Source organism: Flavobacterium filum DSM 17961 (assembly GCF_000425465.1).
Lineage (GTDB): Bacteria > Bacteroidota > Bacteroidia > Flavobacteriales > Flavobacteriaceae > Flavobacterium > Flavobacterium filum.
Window position 1 is genome coordinate 103,130 of the sequence record NZ_AUDM01000007.1, and the last position, 21,195, is coordinate 124,324.

Sequence of the window (21,195 nt, forward strand, 5' to 3'; positions counted from 1 at the left end):
TTTAAATAATTGATATTCAATATTTTATTTTACGTTATTTTTTGTTTGATGTATAATTGTAGCTTAATTTATTTGTTTACTACATCGTTTTAGTTAGTATATTTACGATATCAAACTAAACAAACTAACACTATGTATAGGATTCTTTATTTGTTACTTTTAATAGTAACTATTCCTTCTATCCAAGCACAAGAAATTTCCGGAAAAGTTACTGATTCAAATGGTATGCCTTTACCTGATGTAATTGTATTAGTTGTCAAAACTAATGAAAATACGGTTACAGACTTTGATGGTAAATTCAAGATCAAAGCTAATGAAGGAGATGAACTTCAATTTTCAATGTTAAGTTTTGTAAAGAAAACTGTTCCGGCTACAAATGGAATGACAGTTAAATTGGAAGATGATAATTCAAAAAGTCTATCTGAGGTCGTAGTAATAGGTTACGGAACCAAAAAAGCGGGTTCAATAACCGGTTCGGTTTCGCAAATCAAATCAGCTGATATTTTAAAAACCCCATCACAGTCTGCTATTCAATCCATTCAAGGTAGAGCAGCGGGTGTAAATATTGTTACGAATGATGAACCGGGAGCAAATCCATCAATACGAATTAGAGGTTTAGGTACTATTCTTGGTGCAAGAGATCCGCTTTATGTGATTGATGGTATTGAAAGTAATAGTTTAAATGGCCTTAGTCCAAATGAAATTGAAACGATGGACATTTTAAAAGATGCCTCTTCATTGGCTATTTACGGTCAAAAAGGTTCTAATGGTGTGGTTATCATCACCACTAAAAAAGGTAAAAAAGGAACAATGAAAGTGAATGTTGATTCTTATTACGGTCAACGCTTTATCCAAAGAGAAGTTAAAATGGCTGATTCCTATCGATTTGCTTATTATAATAATACCGCACAAGGATCATCCTCTTATTTTAACTTTGAACAGCCTTATAATACTAATTGGTTAGATGAAATAACGGATAATGGGGAAGTGATGAGTAATCACATCAACATTTCCGGTGGTAATGAGAATGCTACATATTATTTGGGAGCTACAAATTTAAAGGAAAAAGGTATATTGAATGGAACTCAATTTGAAAGAACTAATGTTACTTCAAGAAATGAGTTTTATATTTTAGATCAACGGGTTAAAATTGCTCCATCTATTAATTTATCCATCGTAAACAATACTCCTAAACCATTGAGTGCATTTACAAATGCATACAAGCAATCTCCAATTGTACCAGTGCGTTTTGATAACGGAAGATGGGGAGTTCCTCTTCGAAATCCTGAAACCGGTTTAATTGACATTAACGGAAGTGACCGATTCAATAATGTTGCTAACCCTGCAGCACAATTGTTTTACACGAATGAAGAAAATAAAAACGTTACGTTATTTGGTTCAATAAATACTGAAATAAAAATTTTAGAAGAACTAAAATTTACATCTAACTTTGGTGCAACTTATGATTGGTCAAAAGGTTATACCTTTACACCAAGTAGAGAAATTTGGTTGTCTCAAAATGCTACTTCAACTATTGAGGATTATTCTCCAAATGCTCCTATTAATATTTTACAACAAAGAAGAGCAAATAGTTATCTATGGAACTGGGATAATTTTGTAACCTTCAAAAAATCTTTTAGTGAACATGAGGTTACAGCTGTATTGGGTATGTCAAGATCGACTAGAGGTAATAGCGATTTTTTGACAGGAACACGTTGGAATGTCCCAGAGCAATCTAATTATTGGTCATTAAATTTATCTTCATATAATACTGAAACTGCTCCTGGAGCGGTAGTATCACACTCAGTTCAAACTCCTATAGTTTCTATTTCCTATTTTGCAAGATTGGATTATGAATACAGTGGGAAATATTTGTTTGCAGCCTCTTTAAGAAGAGAAGGAATTAGTGCCTTTCAAGAGTCAAAACGATGGGGAATGTTTCCTTCTGTTTCTGCGGGTTGGATAGCATCAAATGAAAAGTTTTTACAAAGTTCTAAAGTGCTAAACTTTTTGAAAATAAGAGCCGGTTATGGTGAAGTAGGAAACGGGAATACAATTAATTCTTTAAATATTCCGGTTTTTTCTTCCAACTTTAATTATGCTTTTGGTGAAGATCAAATCATTAATCCGGGGAGTAACCAACCTTATCAGGTAGATCCGAATTTAACATGGGAAACCATGAAAGAATTAGGTTTTGGAATTGATTTTAAGACCTTGGATAATCGCTTGTCAGGAACCATTGATTTATACAATCGAAAATCTGCAGATGTAATTTTACCAATAACGTTACCAACTGTTCTTTCTCCCGAAAGAGTAACTGTAAATACAGGCGATGTTACAAACAAAGGGGTCGAATTATCTTTAAAATGGGATGGAAAAATTAATGGCAACTTATCTTATTGGGTCAGTGGAAATTTTTCCTATAACAAAAATGAATTAACTAGTGTGAGTAATTCATATTTCTCTGATTTCATTGGGGGTAGTATCAATAATGGGCAATGGACAAAACAAGTTTTAGTGGGTGAACCTTTAGGAAGTTTTTATGTTTATCAAGTAACGGGGATTGATGCTGATGGAGCATTTACGTATAGTACCGAGCGAGTGGTTGCAGGTTCTTATTTGCCAACACATACTTATGGTTTAAGTTTAGGGGGAAAATATAGAAATTTTGATTTTTCTGTTGATACGTATGGGGTTGGAGGGAATAAAATTTATAATGGAAAAAAAGCACAACGATTTGGTGGAGAGAATATTGAGAGTGCAGTTTTAGATAACTTTTGGACACCAACTAATCCAAATGCCCCTAATCCACTTCCGTTTAATATCGTTCCTGTTTCTTCCACTTACTATATAGAAGATGGTTCTTTTTTCAGAATTAATAATATAACTATTGGATATACTTTACCAAAATTCTATGAAAAAATAGATAAAGTACGGTTTTATTTCACGGCATTAAATCCATTTTTGTTTACAAAATATACCGGTTTTTCACCTGAAATATCAGGAAATAATAATGCTGATCCTTTGGGTTCTGCAGGGATAGAATTAGATGCCTATCCAACAAATAAATCTTTTTTAATGGGTGTTAACATAAGTTTATAAATCAAGGTTATGAAAAAAATAGTTCAATATAAAGTTTTCTTATTTGTATTAACATTGGTTGGTTTTTTATCATGTGAAGATGATTTGAATGTTAAACCGAATGATGTTATAAATGAATTTGATTTTTTAAATAATCCGGCAAATGCAGTCCAATTGGTGAATGGAGTGTATAATAAACAACTGGATTATAACATGTATTCCTTTTCTTGGATAGGAATAACCAGTATCACTTCAGATGATGCAGATAAAGGTTCTACTGCAACCGATACCGGAACGGATAAACACAGAATGGATAATTTAACTTTTGATGCCACTGATATTTCATTTAACGATGTTTGGAAAGGTAGATATGATGGTATTTACAGAGCAAATAATGCTTTGTTTTATTTAGATCAGTTAACTATTGACCCTGTCTTAAAAGACAGATTAATTGGTGAAGTAAAGTTTTTGAGAGCCCTTTTTTATTTTGATTTAGTACGTTGTTTTGGTGGAGTTCCTATTGTAATTGAAAAAATTGATATTAATGATAGTGAGACCATAAATGAGGTGGTTTTTGTTAGAAAATCAAAACAAGAAGTATATGACGTAATTGAAACAGATTTGTTAGATGCAATAAGCAAATTACCATTAAAAGGGCAATATTCTCCAAATGATTTGGGCAGAGCTACAAAAGGTGCCGCTCAAGCGTTACTAGCAAAGTCCTATTTATACCAAGGCAAATGGCAATTGGCTTATGATATGGCAGGTGAGGTTATCACTTCAGGTCAATATGCATTATTAAGTAATTATGCCGATGTTTGGAGAGAAATTGGTGAAAATAAAGCCGAATCCATTTATGAGGTGCAAGCAACTTTAACAAAAGGATTACGTGATTATACCAATGTTCAAGGTCCAAGAGGAACACCTGATTTGGGTTGGGGGTTCAATACACCATCATTGAGTTTAGCTAATTCTTATGAAAGTGGAGATTTACGCAAAGAAGCTGCTATAATGTTTGTTCCATCAGTGCTATGGGATGGATTCATTGCACCCGTAAGTTGGACCAATCCAAGGTATAATTATAAAGCTTATCAAAGTCCTCTTTTAGAGTTATGGAATGATGATAAAGGAGAAACAGCCAAAAATTTACGAATCTTAAAATACAGTGATATTTTGTTGATTAGAGCTGAAGCTGGATTTCAATTGGGAATGACAGGGGAAGCTCTTGACCGAATTAATGAACTACGTTTACGTGCAGGGCTTGATCAAGCAACAACAGTAACGTTGCAATCCATTTTAAATGAAAGAAGATGGGAGATGGCTATGGAGCATGACCGATGGTTTGATTTGGTAAGAACCGGAACCGCAGTAAGTGCAATGTTAGCAAACGGTAAAACATTTGTGGTAGGGAAACATGAATTATTCCCAATTCCAAATGATCAAATTATTGCAAGTGGTGGATTGTTAACTCAAAACCCAGGATATTAATATTACTAACTTAAATATTTAACATTTTAAACATTATGATTATGAAAACAATGAAATTATCAATGAAGGCTATGTCTTTATTATTAATTGGTGCAACTATTATCGCTTGTAGCGATGATGATTCGAAAAAATTACCACCAATTGGAGGCTATAATAGTGCAGATGAGGTTGCTGCTTCAGCTTTAAAAGCATACTGGCCATTAAATGGAAATGGAAATGAAAAAATTTCGAACACAGCTCCATCTTCTACAGTTGCTACTACATTTGTAACTGGTATAAAAGGACAAGGAGCTAATTTTAATGAAGGGTATTTGGCTTATCCTACAATTGCGGCATTAAGTTCAACTTCAGGAAGTGCTTCAATCAGCTGTTGGGCAAAAATTTCAAATACTAAATTAGTTCCAGACGGTCCAAGTAACATTTCTCCAATATTTTCTTTAACAAGAACAGGTGAAGTATTTGGAAATTTAAATTTATTTGGCGAGACACATGGCTTAACAACTAGTGATTCAATTCAAGTAAAAGGTATTTTTAGAATTAAAAAAGAAGATGGAACAGAATTCGGTGGAGATGCCGTTAATATGTTAAAACAAGAGCCTTGGATGGATGCTACTCATACTTGGAATCCGAATAAAATTGGAGGACAATGGGCTCACATTGTATATGTTTATGATGGGCCAACTGCAACCAACAGATTATATGTGAATGGTGTGAAAATTTCAAATTCTGCATGGGAAGTAAGAAATGGTGGAGATGCATTTTTATTAAATCATTTTACGCCAACAAGACCAGTAATTGGAGCATTGGAAACTGTAGTTAATGGAACAAATACTGATACTTGGAATAAAGCTTTAAAAGGCCAAGTTGATGAAGTTAGAATTTATGATAAAACATTAACCCAAGCTGAAATCGGTGCTCTTTATGAGCTTGAAAAAGCAGGAAGATAATTTGTTTTCATATGATAAACCTAGCAGGATATTTTCCTGTTAGGTTTATTTCTACTTAATTTTTTTAATGAATTTTATATGCAAAATCTCCTAAAATATTTATTTGTTATTCAATTTTTTTTCATCTCTTGTTCATGTTCTAAAACGAACGAATCAGAGACAGAAGATGATGATATCATAAATATTCCACCTTTATCAGAGCAAGAATTATTGGATTTAGCTCAAAAAGATGCCTTTAAATATTTTTGGAATTATGCAGAATCCAATTCAAAACTAGCTAGAGAACGCTACCATGTAGATGAACCTTTTGTAGATGAGCATTTAGTTACAACAGGTGGTTCAGGCTTTGGTTTGATGACTGTTTTAGTAGGAATAGAAAGAGGTTTTGTAACTAGAGAAGAAGCTGTTTCTCGATTGCAAACGGCTTTAAATTTCCTAGAAAACGCCGATCGTTTTCACGGAGCTTGGAGTCATTGGATTAACGGAACTAATGGAAATACTGTTCCTTTTGGCACCGTTGATAATGGTGGCGATATTGTAGAAACTTCTTTTTTGTGTCAAGGATTAATTTGTGTTCGTGAATATTTTAAAAATGGTACAGAAGCCGAACAAGCCTTAGCACAAAAAGCCGATGAACTTTGGAGAGGAGTAGAGTGGAACTGGTATACAAAAGGTGAAAATGCAATGTATTGGCATTGGTCTCCTGATTATGAATGGCAATTAAATTTTAAATTAGAAGGTTATAATGAGTGTTTAATTACGTATATCATGGGAGCTTCTTCGCCAACGCATCCAATTCCCTCAGAAGCCTATCATCAAGCATGGGCTAGAAATGGTGCAATTGTTACCGCGGCTTCCAGTTATAACATTCCTAAGATTTTTAATTACAATGGGGCTTCTATTGTTGGTCCAATGTTTTGGGCACATTATTCTTATTTGGGGTTAGACCCTCGAGGACTAACTGACCAATATGCTAATTATTGGGAATTAACTCAAAATCATACAAAAATCATGCATGCCTATTGTGTGGCTAATCCCATAGGTTGGAATGGCTACAGCGATGAATGTTGGGGTTTAACAGCAAGTTACACCAGAAATGCAAATGGAACAGTTGGTTATACCGATCATAAACCCGGTAATGACAGAGGAGTCATTACGCCTACAGCAGCATTATCTTCATTTCCCTACACGCCAGAAGAATCTATGAAAGCTTTGCGGTATTTTTACGAAAGCAATGATTGGAGAAACCGATTAATTGGTGTGGCTGGACCTTATGACGCGTTTTCACCACATCATAACTGGGTAACAAAACGCTATTTAGCTATTGATCAAGGAACGATTGTTCCAATGATAGAAAATTACAGAACCGGATTTTTATGGAATTTGTTTATGCAAGCTCCAGAAATTCGTACAGGTTTACAGAATTTAGGATTTTCATCCTCACAACATGGTTTTTAAACAAAGTTTAGTCAATAGTATCATTTTCTGTTTTTTAATAACAGGATATTTTCCTTTTGTTGCGTATAGTCAAGAAACAAAAGGAAGTTATTCCGTTACGTTAGAAAATAAAGTAAATTATGGCTATATTTTACATAAACCAAAAATAAGCGGAACAAAAAAACCATTGATTATCTTCTTACATGGTTCTGGTGAGAAAGGTACTGATTTGGAAAAAGTAAAAGTACATGGTCCGTTAAAGTATCTTCAAACTAATGAATTAGACGCTTATGTTTTAGCCCCTCAATGTCCTGAAAATGCTTATTGGGAATCAGAATCATTGCATCAATTGATTCAGAAAATAATGAAAGAAAACCCAATCGACAACAGTCGAATTTACCTTACCGGGTTGAGTATGGGAGCATGGGGAGCATGGAATTTAGCTTTTGCTCATCCGGAAACTTTTGCTGCATTAATACCAATTTGTGGTTTTGTAGATAGGGTTCCAATGATTGAAAATTGTAAAATTGCTCATATTCCAACTCGAATATATCATGGATTATTAGATGATGTGGTGGATGTTGAGTATTCTATCACTATATATAAAAAATTAAAAAATTGCTCTAAAGACATTCAGTTGACTATTTTTGATGATGCTAATCATGATAGTTGGACAAGAGTTTATGCGGATGTCAATCTATATAAATGGATGTTAAGCCAAATAAAAAATCAATAATATGCGTTTATTTCAAGCCTTAATTTTTACTATTTTAATTACAACTTCTGTGTTGGCTCAAAAGGGAAACAATCAAAAAGTAACCCTTTCTAAAACAGAATTTATAGAGCAATTACTCTCCAAAATGACCTTGGAAGAAAAAATTGGACAATTAAATCTGCCAACGTCTGGTGATATTACAACTGGTCAAGCCAGTAGCTCAGATGTGGCAAAAAATATCAAAGAAGGAAAAGTAGGCGGGCTATTTAATATTAAAACGGCTGAGAAAATAAGAGAAGTTCAAAAAATTGCAGTTGAGCAAAGCCGACTCAAAATACCTCTATTATTTGGAATGGATGTGATTCATGGGTATGAAACGACTTTTCCAATTCCACTTGGTTTGTCTTCTACATGGAACTTGTCATTGATTGAAAGAAGTGCTCAAATTGCTGCCAAAGAAGCCAGTGCAGATGGTATCAATTGGACTTTTTCACCCATGGTAGATATCTCACGCGACCCAAGATGGGGAAGGGTTTCAGAGGGTTCCGGTGAAGACGCCTATTTAGGTAGTGAAATCGCCAAAGCAATGGTCAGAGGTTATCAAGGAAAAGATTTGTCACTCAATAATACTCTCTTAGCTTGTGTGAAGCATTTTGCTTTGTACGGTGCTCCAGAAGGTGGAAGAGATTACAATACGGTTGACATGAGTAGAATTCGAATGTATAATGAGTATTTTCCACCTTATAAAGCTGCTGTTGATGCCGGAGTGGGCTCGGTTATGGCTTCCTTTAATGAAATTGATGGTATTCCAGCCACCGGAAATAAATGGCTAATGACGGATGTATTGCGTAAACAATGGAATTTTAATGGATTTGTTGTTACGGATTACACCGGAATTCAAGAGATGATGGAACATGGTGTAGGTGATTTTCAAACCGTTTCAGCTACTGCTCTTAATGCCGGAATTGAAATGGATATGGTAAGTGAAGGTTTTTTAAAAACCGTAAAAAAATCAGTAGAGGAAGGTAAGGTCTCAATGGAAAGAGTTGATCAGGCTGTTCGATTAATTTTGAGTGCTAAATATGATTTAGGTTTATTTGACGACCCCTATCGTTATTGTGATTTAAAACGCAATAAAACCGATATTTTTACAGTTGCCCATCGTAATGAAGCCAGAAAAACGGCAGCAGAGTCATTTGTTTTGTTAAAAAACGATAAAGGTTTATTGCCTTTAAAAAAATCAGGAACCGTCGCTGTAATTGGTCCATTAGGGAATAATGCCGTCAATATGCCTGGAACGTGGAGTGTGGCTACAAAACATGAAAAGGCTATTCCTTTGGAAGATGGCATGAAATCAGTTTTGGGAAAATCTGTGAATGTACTTTATGCCAAAGGCAGTAATTTAGTAGCTGATGCCGCCTATGAAGAAAGGGCGACGATGTTTGGTAAAACATTATATCGCGACAACCGTTCAAAAGAAGAATTATTGAATGAAGCCCTTCAAGTAGCTTCAAAAGCCGATGTGATTGTAGCTGCATTAGGGGAATCTTCTGAAATGAGTGGAGAATCAAGCAGTAGAACAGAATTAGGCATCCCATCTGTTCAAAAAGAATTATTGGATGCATTATTAAAAACCGGTAAACCGGTTGTTTTGGTTTTATTTACAGGAAGACCATTAGTTTTGGTGGAAGAAAGTCAAAAAGTTGCTGCTATTTTAAATGTTTGGTTTCCCGGAACAGAAGCCGGGTTAGCCATTACAGATATTTTATTTGGTGATGAAAGTCCTTCCGGAAAATTAACGGCAACTTTCCCAAGAAGTGTGGGTCAAATTCCAATTTATTACAATGCTAAAAATACAGGAAGACCGCTTGGAAATACCGAAGGAAAATTTGAAAAATTCAAAACGAATTACATTGATGAACGCAATGAACCGCTTTATCCTTTCGGATTTGGGTTGAGTTATACGCAGTTTACATATGCTAATCTTCAATTATCCGCTGATAAAATGCGTTCGAATGGAAAAATTACTGCTTCGGTAGAGATAACAAACACCGGAAATTATGACGGAAAAGAAGTCGTTCAACTTTACATCAGAGATGTAGTAGGTTCTGTGACTCGTCCAATAAAAGAGTTAAAAGGTTTCCAAAAAATATACCTTGCCAAAGGCCAAAAGCAAACTGTAACTTTTGAAATCACAGAAGAAGATTTAAAATTTTATAATTCAGAACTTGAATTTATTGCTGAACCCGGAACATTTCATGTTTTTATCGGCACAAATTCTGATGTAACCGAATATAAGCCGTTTGAGCTAGTTAAATAATTTGAGTTTTTGTTGTTCACTAAGCCCTTTGAACTTTTCAAAGGGTTTTTTTCTAAAATCCAGACATGAAAAAAATAGTATTTTTTATAGTTATTTGTTGGGTAATTAGTCCTGTTTTTTCACAACAAAAAACGTACTGTAATCCCATCAATATCGATTATGGTTATTGTCCAATTGAACCTTTTGTCAAACAAGGCAAACATCGGGCAACTGCTGATCCGGTCATCACATTTTTCAAAGGGAAATATTATCTTTTTTCTACCAACCAGTGGGGATATTGGCATAGCGAAAACATGCTCGATTGGAAGTTTATTCCACGAAAATTTCTTCGACCCGAGCATAAAGTGTGGGATGAATTGTGTGCTCCTTCCTTATCTTTTGTCAATGATACATTATTGGTCATTGGTTCCACACATACGAAAGAATTTCCGTTGTGGATGAGTACCAATCCCGAAATAGATGATTGGAAAGAATTGGTACACAAACACCAAGCCGGTGCTTGGGATCCACAACTATTCTGGGACAAAGAGAAAGATGAATTGTACATGTATTATGGTTCCAGTAATTTGTATCCGTTATATGGTTTGAAATTAAACCGAAAAACATTTCAGCCGGAAGGTGAGCCCGTTCCCATTTTAGCCTTAAACGATGATGAACACGGTTGGGAGCGATTTGGCGAAAACAATGATAATACCTTTTTGCAACCATTTACCGAAGGAGCTTTTATGACCAAGCATAACAATAAATATTATTTGCAATACGGTGCTCCCGGAACAGAATTTAGCGGTTATGCCGATGGTGTGTATGTAGGGAATAATCCGTTAGGACCATTTGATTATCAACCGCACAATCCATTTTCTTATAAACCGGGTGGATTTGCAAGAGGAGCGGGGCATGGTGCAACATATCAAGATGTGAACAATCAATATTGGCACGTTTCCACAATTGGTATTTGTGTGAAGAATAATTTTGAACGACGCATCGGTATTTGGCCTTCGGGATTTGATAAAGATGGCGTAATGTACAGTAATACTGCTTATGGTGATTATCCGACCTTTTTACCATCGGAACAAAAAAATCATCTAACGGAACATTTTTCAGGTTGGATGTTGTTAAACTATAATAAACCGGTTCAGGTTTCTTCAACTTTAGGTGGATTTAAACCCAATTTTGCTGTAAATGAAGATATCAAAACCTATTGGAGTGCAAAAACCAGTAACAAAGGCGAGTATTTCATTTCCGATTTAGGCGAAATGAGTACCGTGAATGCCATTCAAATTAATTATGCTGATCAAGATGTTGAACTCATGGGAAAACCCGATAAAACGAATGGTCATCAATATATTTTATATGCTTCGAACGATGGTAAGAATTGGAAAATAGTTGTAGATAAAAGTAAAAGTAACAAAGATGTTCCACATGAATACATTGAATTGCAAACTCCAATAAAAACCAGATTTTTAAAGTTAGAAAATCACGGAATGCCCACCGGAAAATTTGCGGTAAGCGGATTCAGGGTTTTTGGAAAAGGCTCCGGCGAAAAACCAAAAGCGGTTCAAAACTTCGTGCCGTTACGTTCCGGTCCAAAAGTAAAAGGGGAACGCAGAAACGTTTGGTTCAAATGGCAACAAGAACCTTCAGCAGATGGTTATGTGATTTATTTTGGAAAGTCACCGGACAAATTATACGGTTCCATTATGGTATATGGAAAGAACGAATATTATTTCAATGGATTAGATCGTTCCGATGTGTATTATTTTCAAATTGAGGCGTTTAATAATAATGGGATTGGTCCGCGAAGTGAAATTAAAAAGTCGGAATAATTCTCATTTGTTAATGTAAACATGATTTCGTTGATAACTATTTTATTTTAATAGAATTTTTCTTTTTGTTCTAATTAAATTTAACTTTTTAAATCACTTACTGAACAGTAAATAAAAAATCAAAAACCAAACTAACCTTTAAAAACAATTTATGAGTTCAACCACTTCAACCAAATGGGCACAGTTCATTCCTTTAGTTACCGTATTTTTCTTTTGGGGATTTGTAGCGGCCAGTAACGACATTTTAATACCGGTTTTCAAAAAAGCATTCGATTTAACTCAAGGACAAAGTCAATTGGTTTCCGTCGCATTTTATGTGGCTTACACCGTAGGTTCTTTAATTTACATGGGAATTTCATTTCTGACGAAAGGGGATATCATCAACCGAATCGGGTATAAAAATGCGTTGGCTATAGGATTAACCATTTCTGCTTTAGGGACGTTATTATTTTATCCTGCGGCTAATAATGGTTCTTTTCCATTGATGCTTTCGGGATTGTTTATTGTTGGACTCGGATTTTCTTTGCAACAAACGGTTGCCAATCCACTAGCTATTGCACTCGGGCCAATTTCAACCGGTTCACAACGTTTAACAATGGCTGGAGGAATCAATAATTTTGGTACTACGATTGGACCATTGATTGTGAGTTTTGCTATTTTTGGATCTGCGGCTTCTGCCAATACCGATGTGAGTATTGAAAGTGTAAAGATACCGTATTTGATTTTAGGAGCTGCTTTTATTTTGGTAGCCATCTTTTTGAAATTTTCATCTTTACCGGATCAACCGGAAACCGTTGTTGAGGTTGCAGAAGATGTTAAGTCATCTAAAAAATCTGCTCTACACTATCCACAATTGATTTTAGGAATGATTGGGATTTTTGTTTATGTAGGGGTAGAAGTATCCACAGCAAGTAATTTGCCGGCCTATATGGAATCCGGTTTAGGATTTGAAACCAAAGATATTGCACCTTACATTTCGTTGTATTGGGCGAGTTTAATGATTGGCCGTTGGACAGGAGCTGTTGAAGCATTTAATGCAACAGCCAGCACCGAAAAAATATTGAAATTTTTAGCTCCGTATTTGGCTTTTGGAGTTTTCTTGATGGTTAACGCGATAGCTAAACATGATTTGACACCGTTTTATGTATATGCATTAGTTATTGTAGTCTTAATCGCAGCTGATATTGCCAGCAAAGGAAATCCGGCCAGAATGTTGTTGATTTTCTCAAGTTTAGGAATAGTTGCTTTATTAATTGGGATGTTTACCACAGGAATGCTAAGCGTTTATGCTTTTACTAGTGTTGGTTTATTTTGTAGTACGTTGTGGCCGTGTATATTCACGTTAGCCATCAGTGGTTTAGGTAAAAACACCAATCAAGGTAGTAATTTCTTGATTATGATGATTATGGGTGGAGGAATTGTGAGTTGGTTACAAGGTGTAGTTGCTGATGAAACCAACATTCATTTTAGTTACATAGTTGGGGTAGCTTGTTTTGCGTATCTCGCTTTCTATGCATGGAAAGTAAGCGGAATTTTAAAAGCACAAGGAATTGATTTTGATCAAAAAGTGTCTGGTGGACACTAAGATAATTTTAATGTCAAAGCAAAACCCGGCAAGTGATTGTCGGGTTTTGTTATTTATACCAATTTATCAATAATACAAAAAACCACCAAGAAATCAACCTCACCAAGCAAGCTTAATGAGCCTTAATTTCTTAATGGTTTAAAAAAATAACCTAATTCCCCGCTCCCCAATCAATCTTCCTAGAAAAATACATCACCGCAGCTAAAATCAAGAACAATCCAATGCTACCCACCAACAGTGCATAATCTTCCATCTGAATTATCACAAAAATAAACGTGTATAAAAACGTGAGCGAAATGCCAATGAAAGCCGGAAACTTTTTATTCTTTAAAATCGAAATCGAGTAGAGCGAAATCAGCACAATCACCGAAGCTCCGGCAACCACATATGCCAAGGTGAAACTACTGTGTTCCGTAATCGAAATCAGTAATGTATAAAACATAATCAACGCCAAACCAATCATCGAATACTGAAAAATATGAATGTTGATTTTGCTGATGCTTTGAATAAGGAAAAAGATTAAAAACGTTAGTCCAATCACCAAAAATCCGTATTTCGAAGCTCTTTCGTTTTGCTGGTATTCATCTACTGTTGTAATAAAATCGACACCAAAAGCGTGCGGTTTCACATTTGGTAATGTTTCAAAGGATTGTTGTGGAAATGGCCTGTTGAGGTGCAAAACTTCCCATTCGGCTTCAAACCCTTTGACTGTAATTACTTTGTTTTTGTCATTGGGTAAAAAATTCCCGGAAAAACTCGGCGACGGCCAATTGGAAGTCATTTTTGCCGAAGTCGTTTTGCCAATCGGAGCAAAATGAATCATCTTACTTCCATTGTAATTAATGTTGAAAGCAAAGTTTTGTTTTTTGTTCTCCCGAAGCGATTGCAAATTCACCAAACCGGTTTCTAACGTTGACATCGAATCGTTTTGTTTGTTTTGAGTGGGTTCAAATCGATAAACTGAATCGCCTAATTTCAGATTTACTTGGCTTTTGATACTTTTTAAATTAGTGGTTCTAATCTGAATCGTGGCTTTGTCCCACATAATATTTTCATCGGCAATCGAGTTGATTTTAAAGTTAGGAAAAACATAACTTCCCGTAAAATCCATTTGGGCATTAAACACATTCGATTTATACAAACTGCGTTGTAAAGGCTTGATCATTGTGACATCGGTAGTGTTTTTTAGTTCTTCCGGAAAGAAATAGGCTAAACGAATTTCAGTTGAAATGCTTTTTATATGTTGATTGGTTTTTGCTTCATATTGCAAGCTTTCTGTGTGCACTTTGTATGGAATTTTCAAAATTGGACCATAAAAATAAATGTCTTCGCCCCATTTTTCGGAGGTTTCGGAAACAACTTCCTTTTGACGTAAGGAACGTTCTTCAATTAAGCTTTTCACAAATTGAAGCGGAATCAATAAAATGAGCGTTAAAAAGCCTACCATGATGATTTTTGCGGTGTTGGACTGAAAGAAATTGGTTTGTTTTTCCATGATTTTTATGTTTAAAGGTTTAAGAGTTTAAAGGTTTAAAAGTTTAAGAGTTTAAAAGATTAAAAGATTAAAAGGTTTAAGAGTTTAAAGGTTTAAAAGTTTAAGAGTTTAAAAGATTAAAAGGTTTAAGAGTTTAAAGGTTTAAAAGTTTAAAGGTTTAAAAGTTTAAAAGGTTGATGTGATGAATGGTTAGATAAAAAAAGAGAGCAGCGATGGGAATGTTTGCCAATACAATTAGAATTTTTACCCCAAAATATTCTCGATGATTTTGAAAAAAGATAAAATGATGAATGAGATTGAGAACGACTACACCGTTGACAAACAAGGCGGTAAGCACGTAAAAGAAGCCCAGAATAAAAATTATATCTTCTTGTGGAAATAGATGATGTAATAAAAAAACTAGTGTTCCTATTACAAAAGACGCAATGGCAATTTGTGTGGAAAGTTTTCCTGTAACGGTGGCATAGGTTTTTTTAGTCATAGTATGGATTATTTGATTTTTAAATTATTTGTTTCATTCTTTTTCATTGAAGTAGCCACAAAATAGATGACCATTAAAAACGTTCCGAATCCAAGTGTAAAATTTTGAACGTCACTAATAAAAAGGCAGTTGATACAAGAATTCAGTAAGTTTATCGGGTTGGAAAGTACATCCCAACTGTTGAAACGAAGGTATCTTCCCAAGTATATTCCGAATGCATTTAAATAGAGACTTATTAGAAGAAAAATTTTTGAAACGTTTACCGAATAATGATTACGGAGTAATTTTTCGATAGTAAAAAGTGAAAAAATACCAAACAAAAAACCGGTCAGCGAAAAAGAGCTTACTACCATAAGATCAAACCAAACCGGCACCGAATTGAATTTATTCAAATGGAAAAAATCGGTCAATAGATAAAATGAATTGGGAAGAAATAGTAGCCAAACTAGTAATCCAAATGCCCTATACCATTTATTATTTCTAATTTTTATAGAATAAAAGAACATTTGACTGATGCAATAGGGGAGAAAACCCAGAAACAAATTCCAAATTAGAAAGAAGAAGAAAACACTGTTTGAAGCTTTTGCCCGAATGAGTAATAAACATAAACAGAATAACGTAAGAATGGAAAGAACAAGAAATTCTCTCTTTTTGATTTGAAGATAAAAATGGATTGTTTTCATATTTAAAAGTACTTTGTATTTCAAAGTAATTAGATAAAAAAATAGATTAGCTTTTTTTGATTAATTTTTCAAGGGCTTCAATGTGATCTTGAAAGGCTTTTTTTCCAAGCTTTGTAGCTTTGTAACTGGTGTTAGGTTTTTTGCCTATGAATTGTTTTTCAATGGCAATATATTCTTCCGATTCTAGGGCTTTAGCATGTGAGGCTAGGTTGCCATCGGTTACGCCTAACAATTCTTTGAGTGTATTAAAATCGGCACTTTCGTTTACCATCAAAATCGACATGATGCCCAGTCGGATACGATGGTCAAAGGCTTTGTTGATATTTTGAATGATGTTTTTCATTTTGCAAAGAAAAGGAATTAATTTTTGGGAACACAGATGAATAAAATTTGAAAAATTGAAAGAATCTATTCCGATAGCTATCGGAACTAATAATCAGAAAATCGAACAATCTATCCTCTTTCATATTTAAAATACATTATACTACCATATAAAATGTGGCAAACGCCGAAACCTAATGCCCAAAATAATAATCCGTAACCCAAAAACCAAGTTGAAAGCAATCCTAAAACAATAAATGTTAGTCCTAAATAACGAACACCTCCGATGGTATATTTGCTTGCATTCACGCAGGCTAGTCCGTAAAAGATTAAAGTGAGAGGAGCAATTAACCCTAACATTTCTTTTTCAATCAAAAATAGGATAAAGAAACCACCTGTTGCTAAGGGAATTAAAAAATTGATTACTAGTCTTTTTGCTATATTGTTCCATATGGTTTCGTTGTTTTTTTTTGCCTTTTGAATGCTTAATAAGATACCGGTTAGCAAAGAAAGGAAGGCTACTGTAGCTGCAATTATAAGCAATCGGATAACAGCTTCTTCTGAAATAACAAGGTTCTTGTATCCTCCCATTGTTGAAGTGTCAAAGTAAATTGTCTTATAGGCCAAATATGCTCCTATTAACGCATAAGTTCCGGCTAAAATTCCTGATAGTCCACTCAATGATAAAAAGCGTGAGGAACGGTTCATCAAATTTTTGATTTCAGAAAGGTCGTTGAGGTATTTCTCGTTTTCCATTTTTAAAGTACTTTGAGTTGCAAAGTAAAATATAAAATATTTTACAACCAAATATTTTTTAGTTTATTTTTGAAAAATGAAACCAGCTGAAGAATACATCTTAAATCAACCCGAATTTTACCAAGAAATAATACTGAATTTGCAGGTAGTTATCGAGAAAGAGTTGCCAGAAGCTGTTTTGCTTTTTAAATGGAAAATTCCTTATTACTATGTAAACGGTAAGCCATTTTGCTTTATCAACGCAAGTCACAAAGGAAAATTTGTTGATTTAGCTTTCAATAAAGGTTATCAACTAGAGCAACATTTGGATCATTTGGTTGGAGAAAAAAGAAATACATTCAAATCTCTTCGATATGTTTCATTAGAAGAAATCGATGTAAGTATTTTGAAAGAAGTTATTTTAGAGGCAAAAGTACTCCACTAAATTCTGAAAATTCCTCCAATCACCAAAATTCGTTGAAAAAACCAAAAATCTTGTTCGGCACGGTCGGCTTTGTCTTTAGTGGTGCGAATATCATTCATGTTGATATAACCACCCTTTAATTCACCTTGAATAAAGAAATATTTAAAGAAAGTAACATTTAGTCCCGCCTTAGCTGAAAGTCCGTAACCGGAAACATGAAATTCATCATAACGTTCTTTTCCTAACAATTTTGTGTTCGTTTTTGGATATAAAAATCCACCACCAACTCCTTCGGTCAGATTGATTTGAATTTTATCCGTATTAGGAATTTTAAACCATTTCGAAATATCATCCACACGTGCAATTTCGGTATTTACGTAGTTTAAACCGTCAGTATGCTCAAAAGTTAGAAAATCTTCTGTTAGCAAAATTTGTCCGTTAGGTAAAGTTTCTCCATAACTACCTTGGTTGGGGTAATTTCCGGAATAATCAACAGCTCTGTCTTGAAACATTACATATTTCATGTGGTCAAAACCTATTGAAATATTATATTTATCAGTAATAAAATAGCCTATTCTCAAATTTGTTTGTGGAATAGTCATTCGAATGGGGTTAAAATAATCGATATGAAAACCTTTTGGTTTATCGTGTGCGTCAACATTATACAAAGTAAAATCATAATCTTTTCCTTTGAATCGTATATCTGATTTTGAGTAATCTTCCCTATTTCCTCCCCAAAAGATATAGAATTTACCTTTGTTATGGGCTGTGTATTTTTCCGGATTTACTTGAACTTCTTGAGCTGAAATGTGTTGAAATATGGCACAAAAAAAAAGCACAATCAAAAGTGATTGATTTTTCACGGTATAAAAAAATAATAAATTAGAATTGATTAATGGTTTTTCGGATGGCGACTAATTTGGTCATTAAATTTTCAAAATAATCTAAATGAAGCATGTTGGCTCCATCACTTTTGGCATTGGCCGGATCAAAATGGGTTTCTATAAAAATTCCATCAACACCGGTTACAATTCCTGCTTTGGCAATGGTTTCAATCATATCGGGACGACCACCCGTTACACCCGACATTTGATTGGGTTGTTGTAAAGAATGGGTAACATCCAAAACAGTAGTAGCAAATTGTTTCATGGTTGGAATTCCTCTGAAATCCACAATCATATCTTGATAGCCAAACATGATACCGCGATCGGTAACCATTACATTTTCATTTTGGCAATCCAATACTTTTTGAACGGCATGTTTCATGCTTTCCGGACTCATAAATTGTCCTTTTTTCAAATTCACGGTTTTTCCGGTATTGGCTGCAGCTACCACTAAATCTGTTTGACGAACTAAAAATGCTGGTATTTGCAATACATCAACATATTCTGCTGCCATAGGAGCGTCTTCATTAGTGTGAATATCTGTAACAGTTGGAATACCAAACGTTTGCGAAACTTTCTGTAAAATTTTCAAAGCTTTTTCATCTCCAATTCCTGAAAAACTATCAATTCGAGAACGATTGGCTTTTTTAAATGAACCTTTGAAAACATAAGGAATTGCTAATTTATCAGTAATTTGAACCAAACGTTCTGCAATTCGCAATGCCATTTCTTCGCCTTCAATAGCACAAGGTCCTGCTAAAACAAAAAAATTTCCACTATTGGTATGTTTAATTTGAGGTATTTTGGTAATATCCATTTTCGATTTTTAAAATGCAAAAGTACGATTTTTTTCTATTGATTTTGTAACAAAGGTTACTCGTCTTTTTTAGCTGTTAAGCCTTTTGGTACCATTAGCTTTCCTTTTTCATAAATATTGAAGTAAAGTTTAAGTGGTTTTTTGCAACCTACCCAATTTACTTGATATACATCTAAAAAACCAGCACCAATTTCACTTCTTTTGGTTGGGAAAGGACAACAGCTTTCTAGTTTTTCATAAAATATTTTTTCACCATTTGGACCGGCCAAAGCTTTCAAAAAACGTTCTTGATTAATAGTGTCGTTAGCGGTGTTTCTGTAAAAAATATTAATCGGATAATCCGGGTCATAACCATATTTAGGATCATCACTAATTTCACTTAAAACAAAAGAAATATTGTTCTTTAAAAGTGGAGTAGGAGCGGTATCATCAATATTTTTAATGGTATTTTTTATACTACCGCAAGAAAAAAGCATCAAAGTTATACAACAAAAAAGGAGGCTAACAGTTTTTTTCATAATAAACCAATTAATAGGTCAAAGGTATAAGTTTTTTTTAGAAAACCATTGTGTTTTCATTTGTGTTAACCATTTCAGAATCCTATTTTTGCTAAAAAAATGCTTATGGAATTTCTTTCTCATACTTGGCATTGGTCAATTTCCGGTTTTTTAATTGGATTGGTCATGTTGTTGTTGATTTATTTTGGAAAAACATTCGGAATGTCATCCAACCTTCGTTCACTATGTGCTATGACCGGTATTGGAAAAAAAATTCCTTTCTTTGATTGGGATTGGAAAGGCCAACGTTGGAACTTAGTGGTGGTAACGGGTGCAATGTTAGGTGGTTTTATAGCCGTTCATTTTTTGCATGATGCTACAAATGTAAATTTAAATCCAAAAACAGTTGAGCAATTGAATGAAATGGGAATTGATAATCCCAACGGAAAGTTAGTGCCTGATGCACTTTTTAATGATTATTCTCCAAAATCAATTATCATTTTAATTTTTGGCGGAATTTTAATTGGCTTTGGCAGTCGATATGCTGGTGGTTGTACATCAGGTCATGCGATTTCAGGATTGAGTAATTTGCAGCTTCCTTCCTTAAAAGCTGTTATAGGATTTTTTATCGGTGGATTAATTATGGCTCATTTTCTTTTACCTTTAATTTTTTAAGAGATGAAATTAGTAAAGTTTTTTTTGGTTGGTATTTTATTTGGGATTGTGCTCACCAAAACAGAAGCCGTTTCATGGTACAGAATTTATGAAATGTTTCATTTTCAATCGTTTCATATGTATGGAATAATCGGTACAGCCATAGCAACCGGATTGATCGGTATTCAATACATCAAACGAAAAAAAGTAAAAGATGTGGATGGAAATCCAATTGAAATTTTAGACAAAGAAGATGGTAATATGCGATATTGGTTGGGTGGAACACTTTTTGGTCTAGGTTGGGGATTGGTTGGTTCCTGTCCGGGACCTATTTTTATTCTGTTGGGTGCGGGTATCTATAACGTTGCTTTTGTTTTATTGGGTGCCGTTTTTGGAACTTTTTTATATGGCTTGTTTAAGGATAAATTACCACACTAAACCAATTTTTGAAGTGTAATAAAGGTTACACTTTTAATTTTTTTATTGATATAAATTTGTGTATTAATCTGTAAAAAATGAAAGCTACCTTAAAAATTCAAAATGTAAAGTGTAATGGTTGTGCGAATACCATCATTAATAAAATTACAAAAATTAATGAAGTTTCTTCTGTTTTTGTGAGTGTTGAAGATAATACCCTATCATTTGATTATACAAATGTAGAACAAATCGATCAAGTAAAATCAACGTTGAAAAAATTAGGTTATCCTGAAGCTGGGGAAGAAAATTCAATTGGTGAAAAAGCAAAATCGTATTTAAGTTGTGCGATTGGTAAATTGTAATAGAATTTTTATCTTTTTGATTTTATGAG

General features: G+C 34.2%; 20 protein-coding genes. 12 read left to right on the plus strand and 8 right to left on the minus strand.

Going from position 1 to position 21,195, the window contains the following annotated elements; all coding sequences use genetic code 11:
* Nucleotides 1-132 precede the first annotated feature (132 nt).
* The 8 genes from H601_RS0104895 (at nt 133) to H601_RS0104930 (ending at nt 13,396) form a co-directional block, all read left to right on the plus strand.
* Entirely contained in the window at nt 133-3,102 is a 2,970-nt protein-coding gene (locus H601_RS0104895; RefSeq protein ID WP_026710466.1) for a SusC/RagA family TonB-linked outer membrane protein, read from the plus strand.
* A gap of 9 nt (nt 3,103-3,111) precedes the next feature.
* Nucleotides 3,112-4,569: a RagB/SusD family nutrient uptake outer membrane protein gene (locus H601_RS0104900; protein ID WP_026710467.1), complete on the plus strand. Its 1,458-nt coding sequence runs from the start codon at nt 3,112-3,114 to the stop codon at nt 4,567-4,569.
* Nucleotides 4,570-4,610: 41 nt separating this feature from the next.
* On the plus strand, nt 4,611-5,516 hold the full coding sequence (locus H601_RS0104905; protein ID WP_026710468.1) for a LamG-like jellyroll fold domain-containing protein: 906 nt from the start codon (nt 4,611-4,613) through the stop codon (nt 5,514-5,516).
* A gap of 78 nt (nt 5,517-5,594) precedes the next feature.
* Entirely contained in the window at nt 5,595-6,974 is a 1,380-nt protein-coding gene (locus H601_RS0104910) for a glucoamylase family protein (protein WP_026710469.1), read from the plus strand.
* The gene (locus tag H601_RS0104915) at nt 6,964-7,689 is read left to right on the plus strand and encodes a carboxylesterase family protein (RefSeq protein ID WP_035655554.1); all 726 of its coding nucleotides are present in this window, start codon (nt 6,964-6,966) and stop codon (nt 7,687-7,689) included. The genes H601_RS0104910 and H601_RS0104915 overlap by 11 nt, the downstream gene beginning before the upstream one ends.
* Nucleotide 7,690: 1 nt before the next feature.
* Nucleotides 7,691-9,988 (plus strand): beta-glucosidase BglX, encoded by a 2,298-nt coding sequence (gene bglX / locus H601_RS0104920; protein WP_035655557.1) that lies wholly within the window; start codon nt 7,691-7,693, stop codon nt 9,986-9,988.
* 65 nt (nt 9,989-10,053) lie between these two features.
* A complete protein-coding gene (locus H601_RS0104925) occupies nt 10,054-11,811 on the plus strand; it encodes a family 43 glycosylhydrolase (protein ID WP_026710472.1) in 1,758 nt (585 codons plus the stop codon).
* 151 nt (nt 11,812-11,962) lie between these two features.
* The gene (locus tag H601_RS0104930) at nt 11,963-13,396 is read left to right on the plus strand and encodes an MFS transporter (RefSeq protein WP_026710473.1); all 1,434 of its coding nucleotides are present in this window, start codon (nt 11,963-11,965) and stop codon (nt 13,394-13,396) included.
* Nucleotides 13,397-13,547: 151 nt separating this feature from the next.
* Here the strand turns inward: H601_RS0104930 and creD are convergent, their stop codons facing one another.
* The 5 genes from creD to H601_RS0104955 form a co-directional block, all read right to left on the minus strand.
* Complete coding sequence (gene creD / locus H601_RS0104935; protein ID WP_026710474.1) at nt 13,548-14,891, minus strand: cell envelope integrity protein CreD; 1,344 nt, start codon at nt 14,889-14,891, stop codon at nt 13,548-13,550.
* A gap of 157 nt (nt 14,892-15,048) precedes the next feature.
* Nucleotides 15,049-15,372, minus strand: a complete 324-nt coding sequence (locus tag H601_RS0104940; protein WP_026710475.1) for a hypothetical protein — start codon at nt 15,370-15,372, stop codon at nt 15,049-15,051.
* Nucleotides 15,373-15,380: 8 nt separating this feature from the next.
* Complete coding sequence (locus tag H601_RS15255) at nt 15,381-16,055, minus strand: DUF1361 domain-containing protein (protein WP_084139932.1); 675 nt, start codon at nt 16,053-16,055, stop codon at nt 15,381-15,383.
* 46 nt (nt 16,056-16,101) lie between these two features.
* Nucleotides 16,102-16,398, minus strand: a complete 297-nt coding sequence (locus tag H601_RS0104950; protein ID WP_026710476.1) for a winged helix-turn-helix domain-containing protein — start codon at nt 16,396-16,398, stop codon at nt 16,102-16,104.
* A gap of 110 nt (nt 16,399-16,508) precedes the next feature.
* Nucleotides 16,509-17,132 carry a hypothetical protein gene (locus H601_RS0104955; RefSeq protein ID WP_026710477.1) on the minus strand — a complete coding sequence of 208 codons (624 nt, stop codon included), beginning with the start codon at nt 17,130-17,132 and terminating at the stop codon, nt 16,509-16,511.
* Nucleotides 17,133-17,208: 76 nt separating this feature from the next.
* On the opposite strand from H601_RS0104955, the gene H601_RS0104960 reads away from it, so the two are divergent.
* Nucleotides 17,209-17,556: a DUF1801 domain-containing protein gene (locus tag H601_RS0104960; RefSeq protein WP_026710478.1), complete on the plus strand. Its 348-nt coding sequence runs from the start codon at nt 17,209-17,211 to the stop codon at nt 17,554-17,556.
* Here H601_RS0104960 and H601_RS0104965 read toward each other — a convergent pair.
* From H601_RS0104965 to H601_RS0104975, 3 genes are read right to left on the minus strand one after another with little or no spacing between them, the layout of a single operon-like run.
* Entirely contained in the window at nt 17,553-18,398 is an 846-nt protein-coding gene (locus H601_RS0104965) for a hypothetical protein (protein ID WP_156900345.1), read from the minus strand. The two genes, H601_RS0104960 and H601_RS0104965, sit on opposite strands and share 4 nt — an antisense overlap.
* A 19-nt stretch (nt 18,399-18,417) precedes the next feature.
* Nucleotides 18,418-19,236, minus strand: coding sequence for a 3-deoxy-8-phosphooctulonate synthase (gene kdsA, locus H601_RS0104970; protein ID WP_026710480.1), 819 nt, complete (start codon nt 19,234-19,236; stop codon nt 18,418-18,420).
* A gap of 56 nt (nt 19,237-19,292) precedes the next feature.
* Entirely contained in the window at nt 19,293-19,754 is a 462-nt protein-coding gene (locus tag H601_RS0104975) for a hypothetical protein (RefSeq protein ID WP_026710481.1), read from the minus strand.
* A 105-nt stretch (nt 19,755-19,859) separates the two neighbouring features.
* Between H601_RS0104975 and H601_RS0104980 the strand changes: the two genes are divergently transcribed.
* From H601_RS0104980 to H601_RS0104990, 3 genes are all read left to right on the plus strand, one after another.
* On the plus strand, nt 19,860-20,408 hold the full coding sequence (locus H601_RS0104980) for a YeeE/YedE family protein (RefSeq protein WP_035655560.1): 549 nt from the start codon (nt 19,860-19,862) through the stop codon (nt 20,406-20,408).
* 3 nt (nt 20,409-20,411) lie between these two features.
* The gene (locus H601_RS0104985; RefSeq protein WP_026710483.1) at nt 20,412-20,825 is read left to right on the plus strand and encodes a DUF6691 family protein; all 414 of its coding nucleotides are present in this window, start codon (nt 20,412-20,414) and stop codon (nt 20,823-20,825) included.
* Between the two features lie 77 nt (nt 20,826-20,902).
* Nucleotides 20,903-21,166, plus strand: coding sequence for a heavy-metal-associated domain-containing protein (locus tag H601_RS0104990; RefSeq protein ID WP_026710484.1), 264 nt, complete (start codon nt 20,903-20,905; stop codon nt 21,164-21,166).
* The last annotated feature ends 29 nt before the right edge of the window (nt 21,167-21,195 follow it).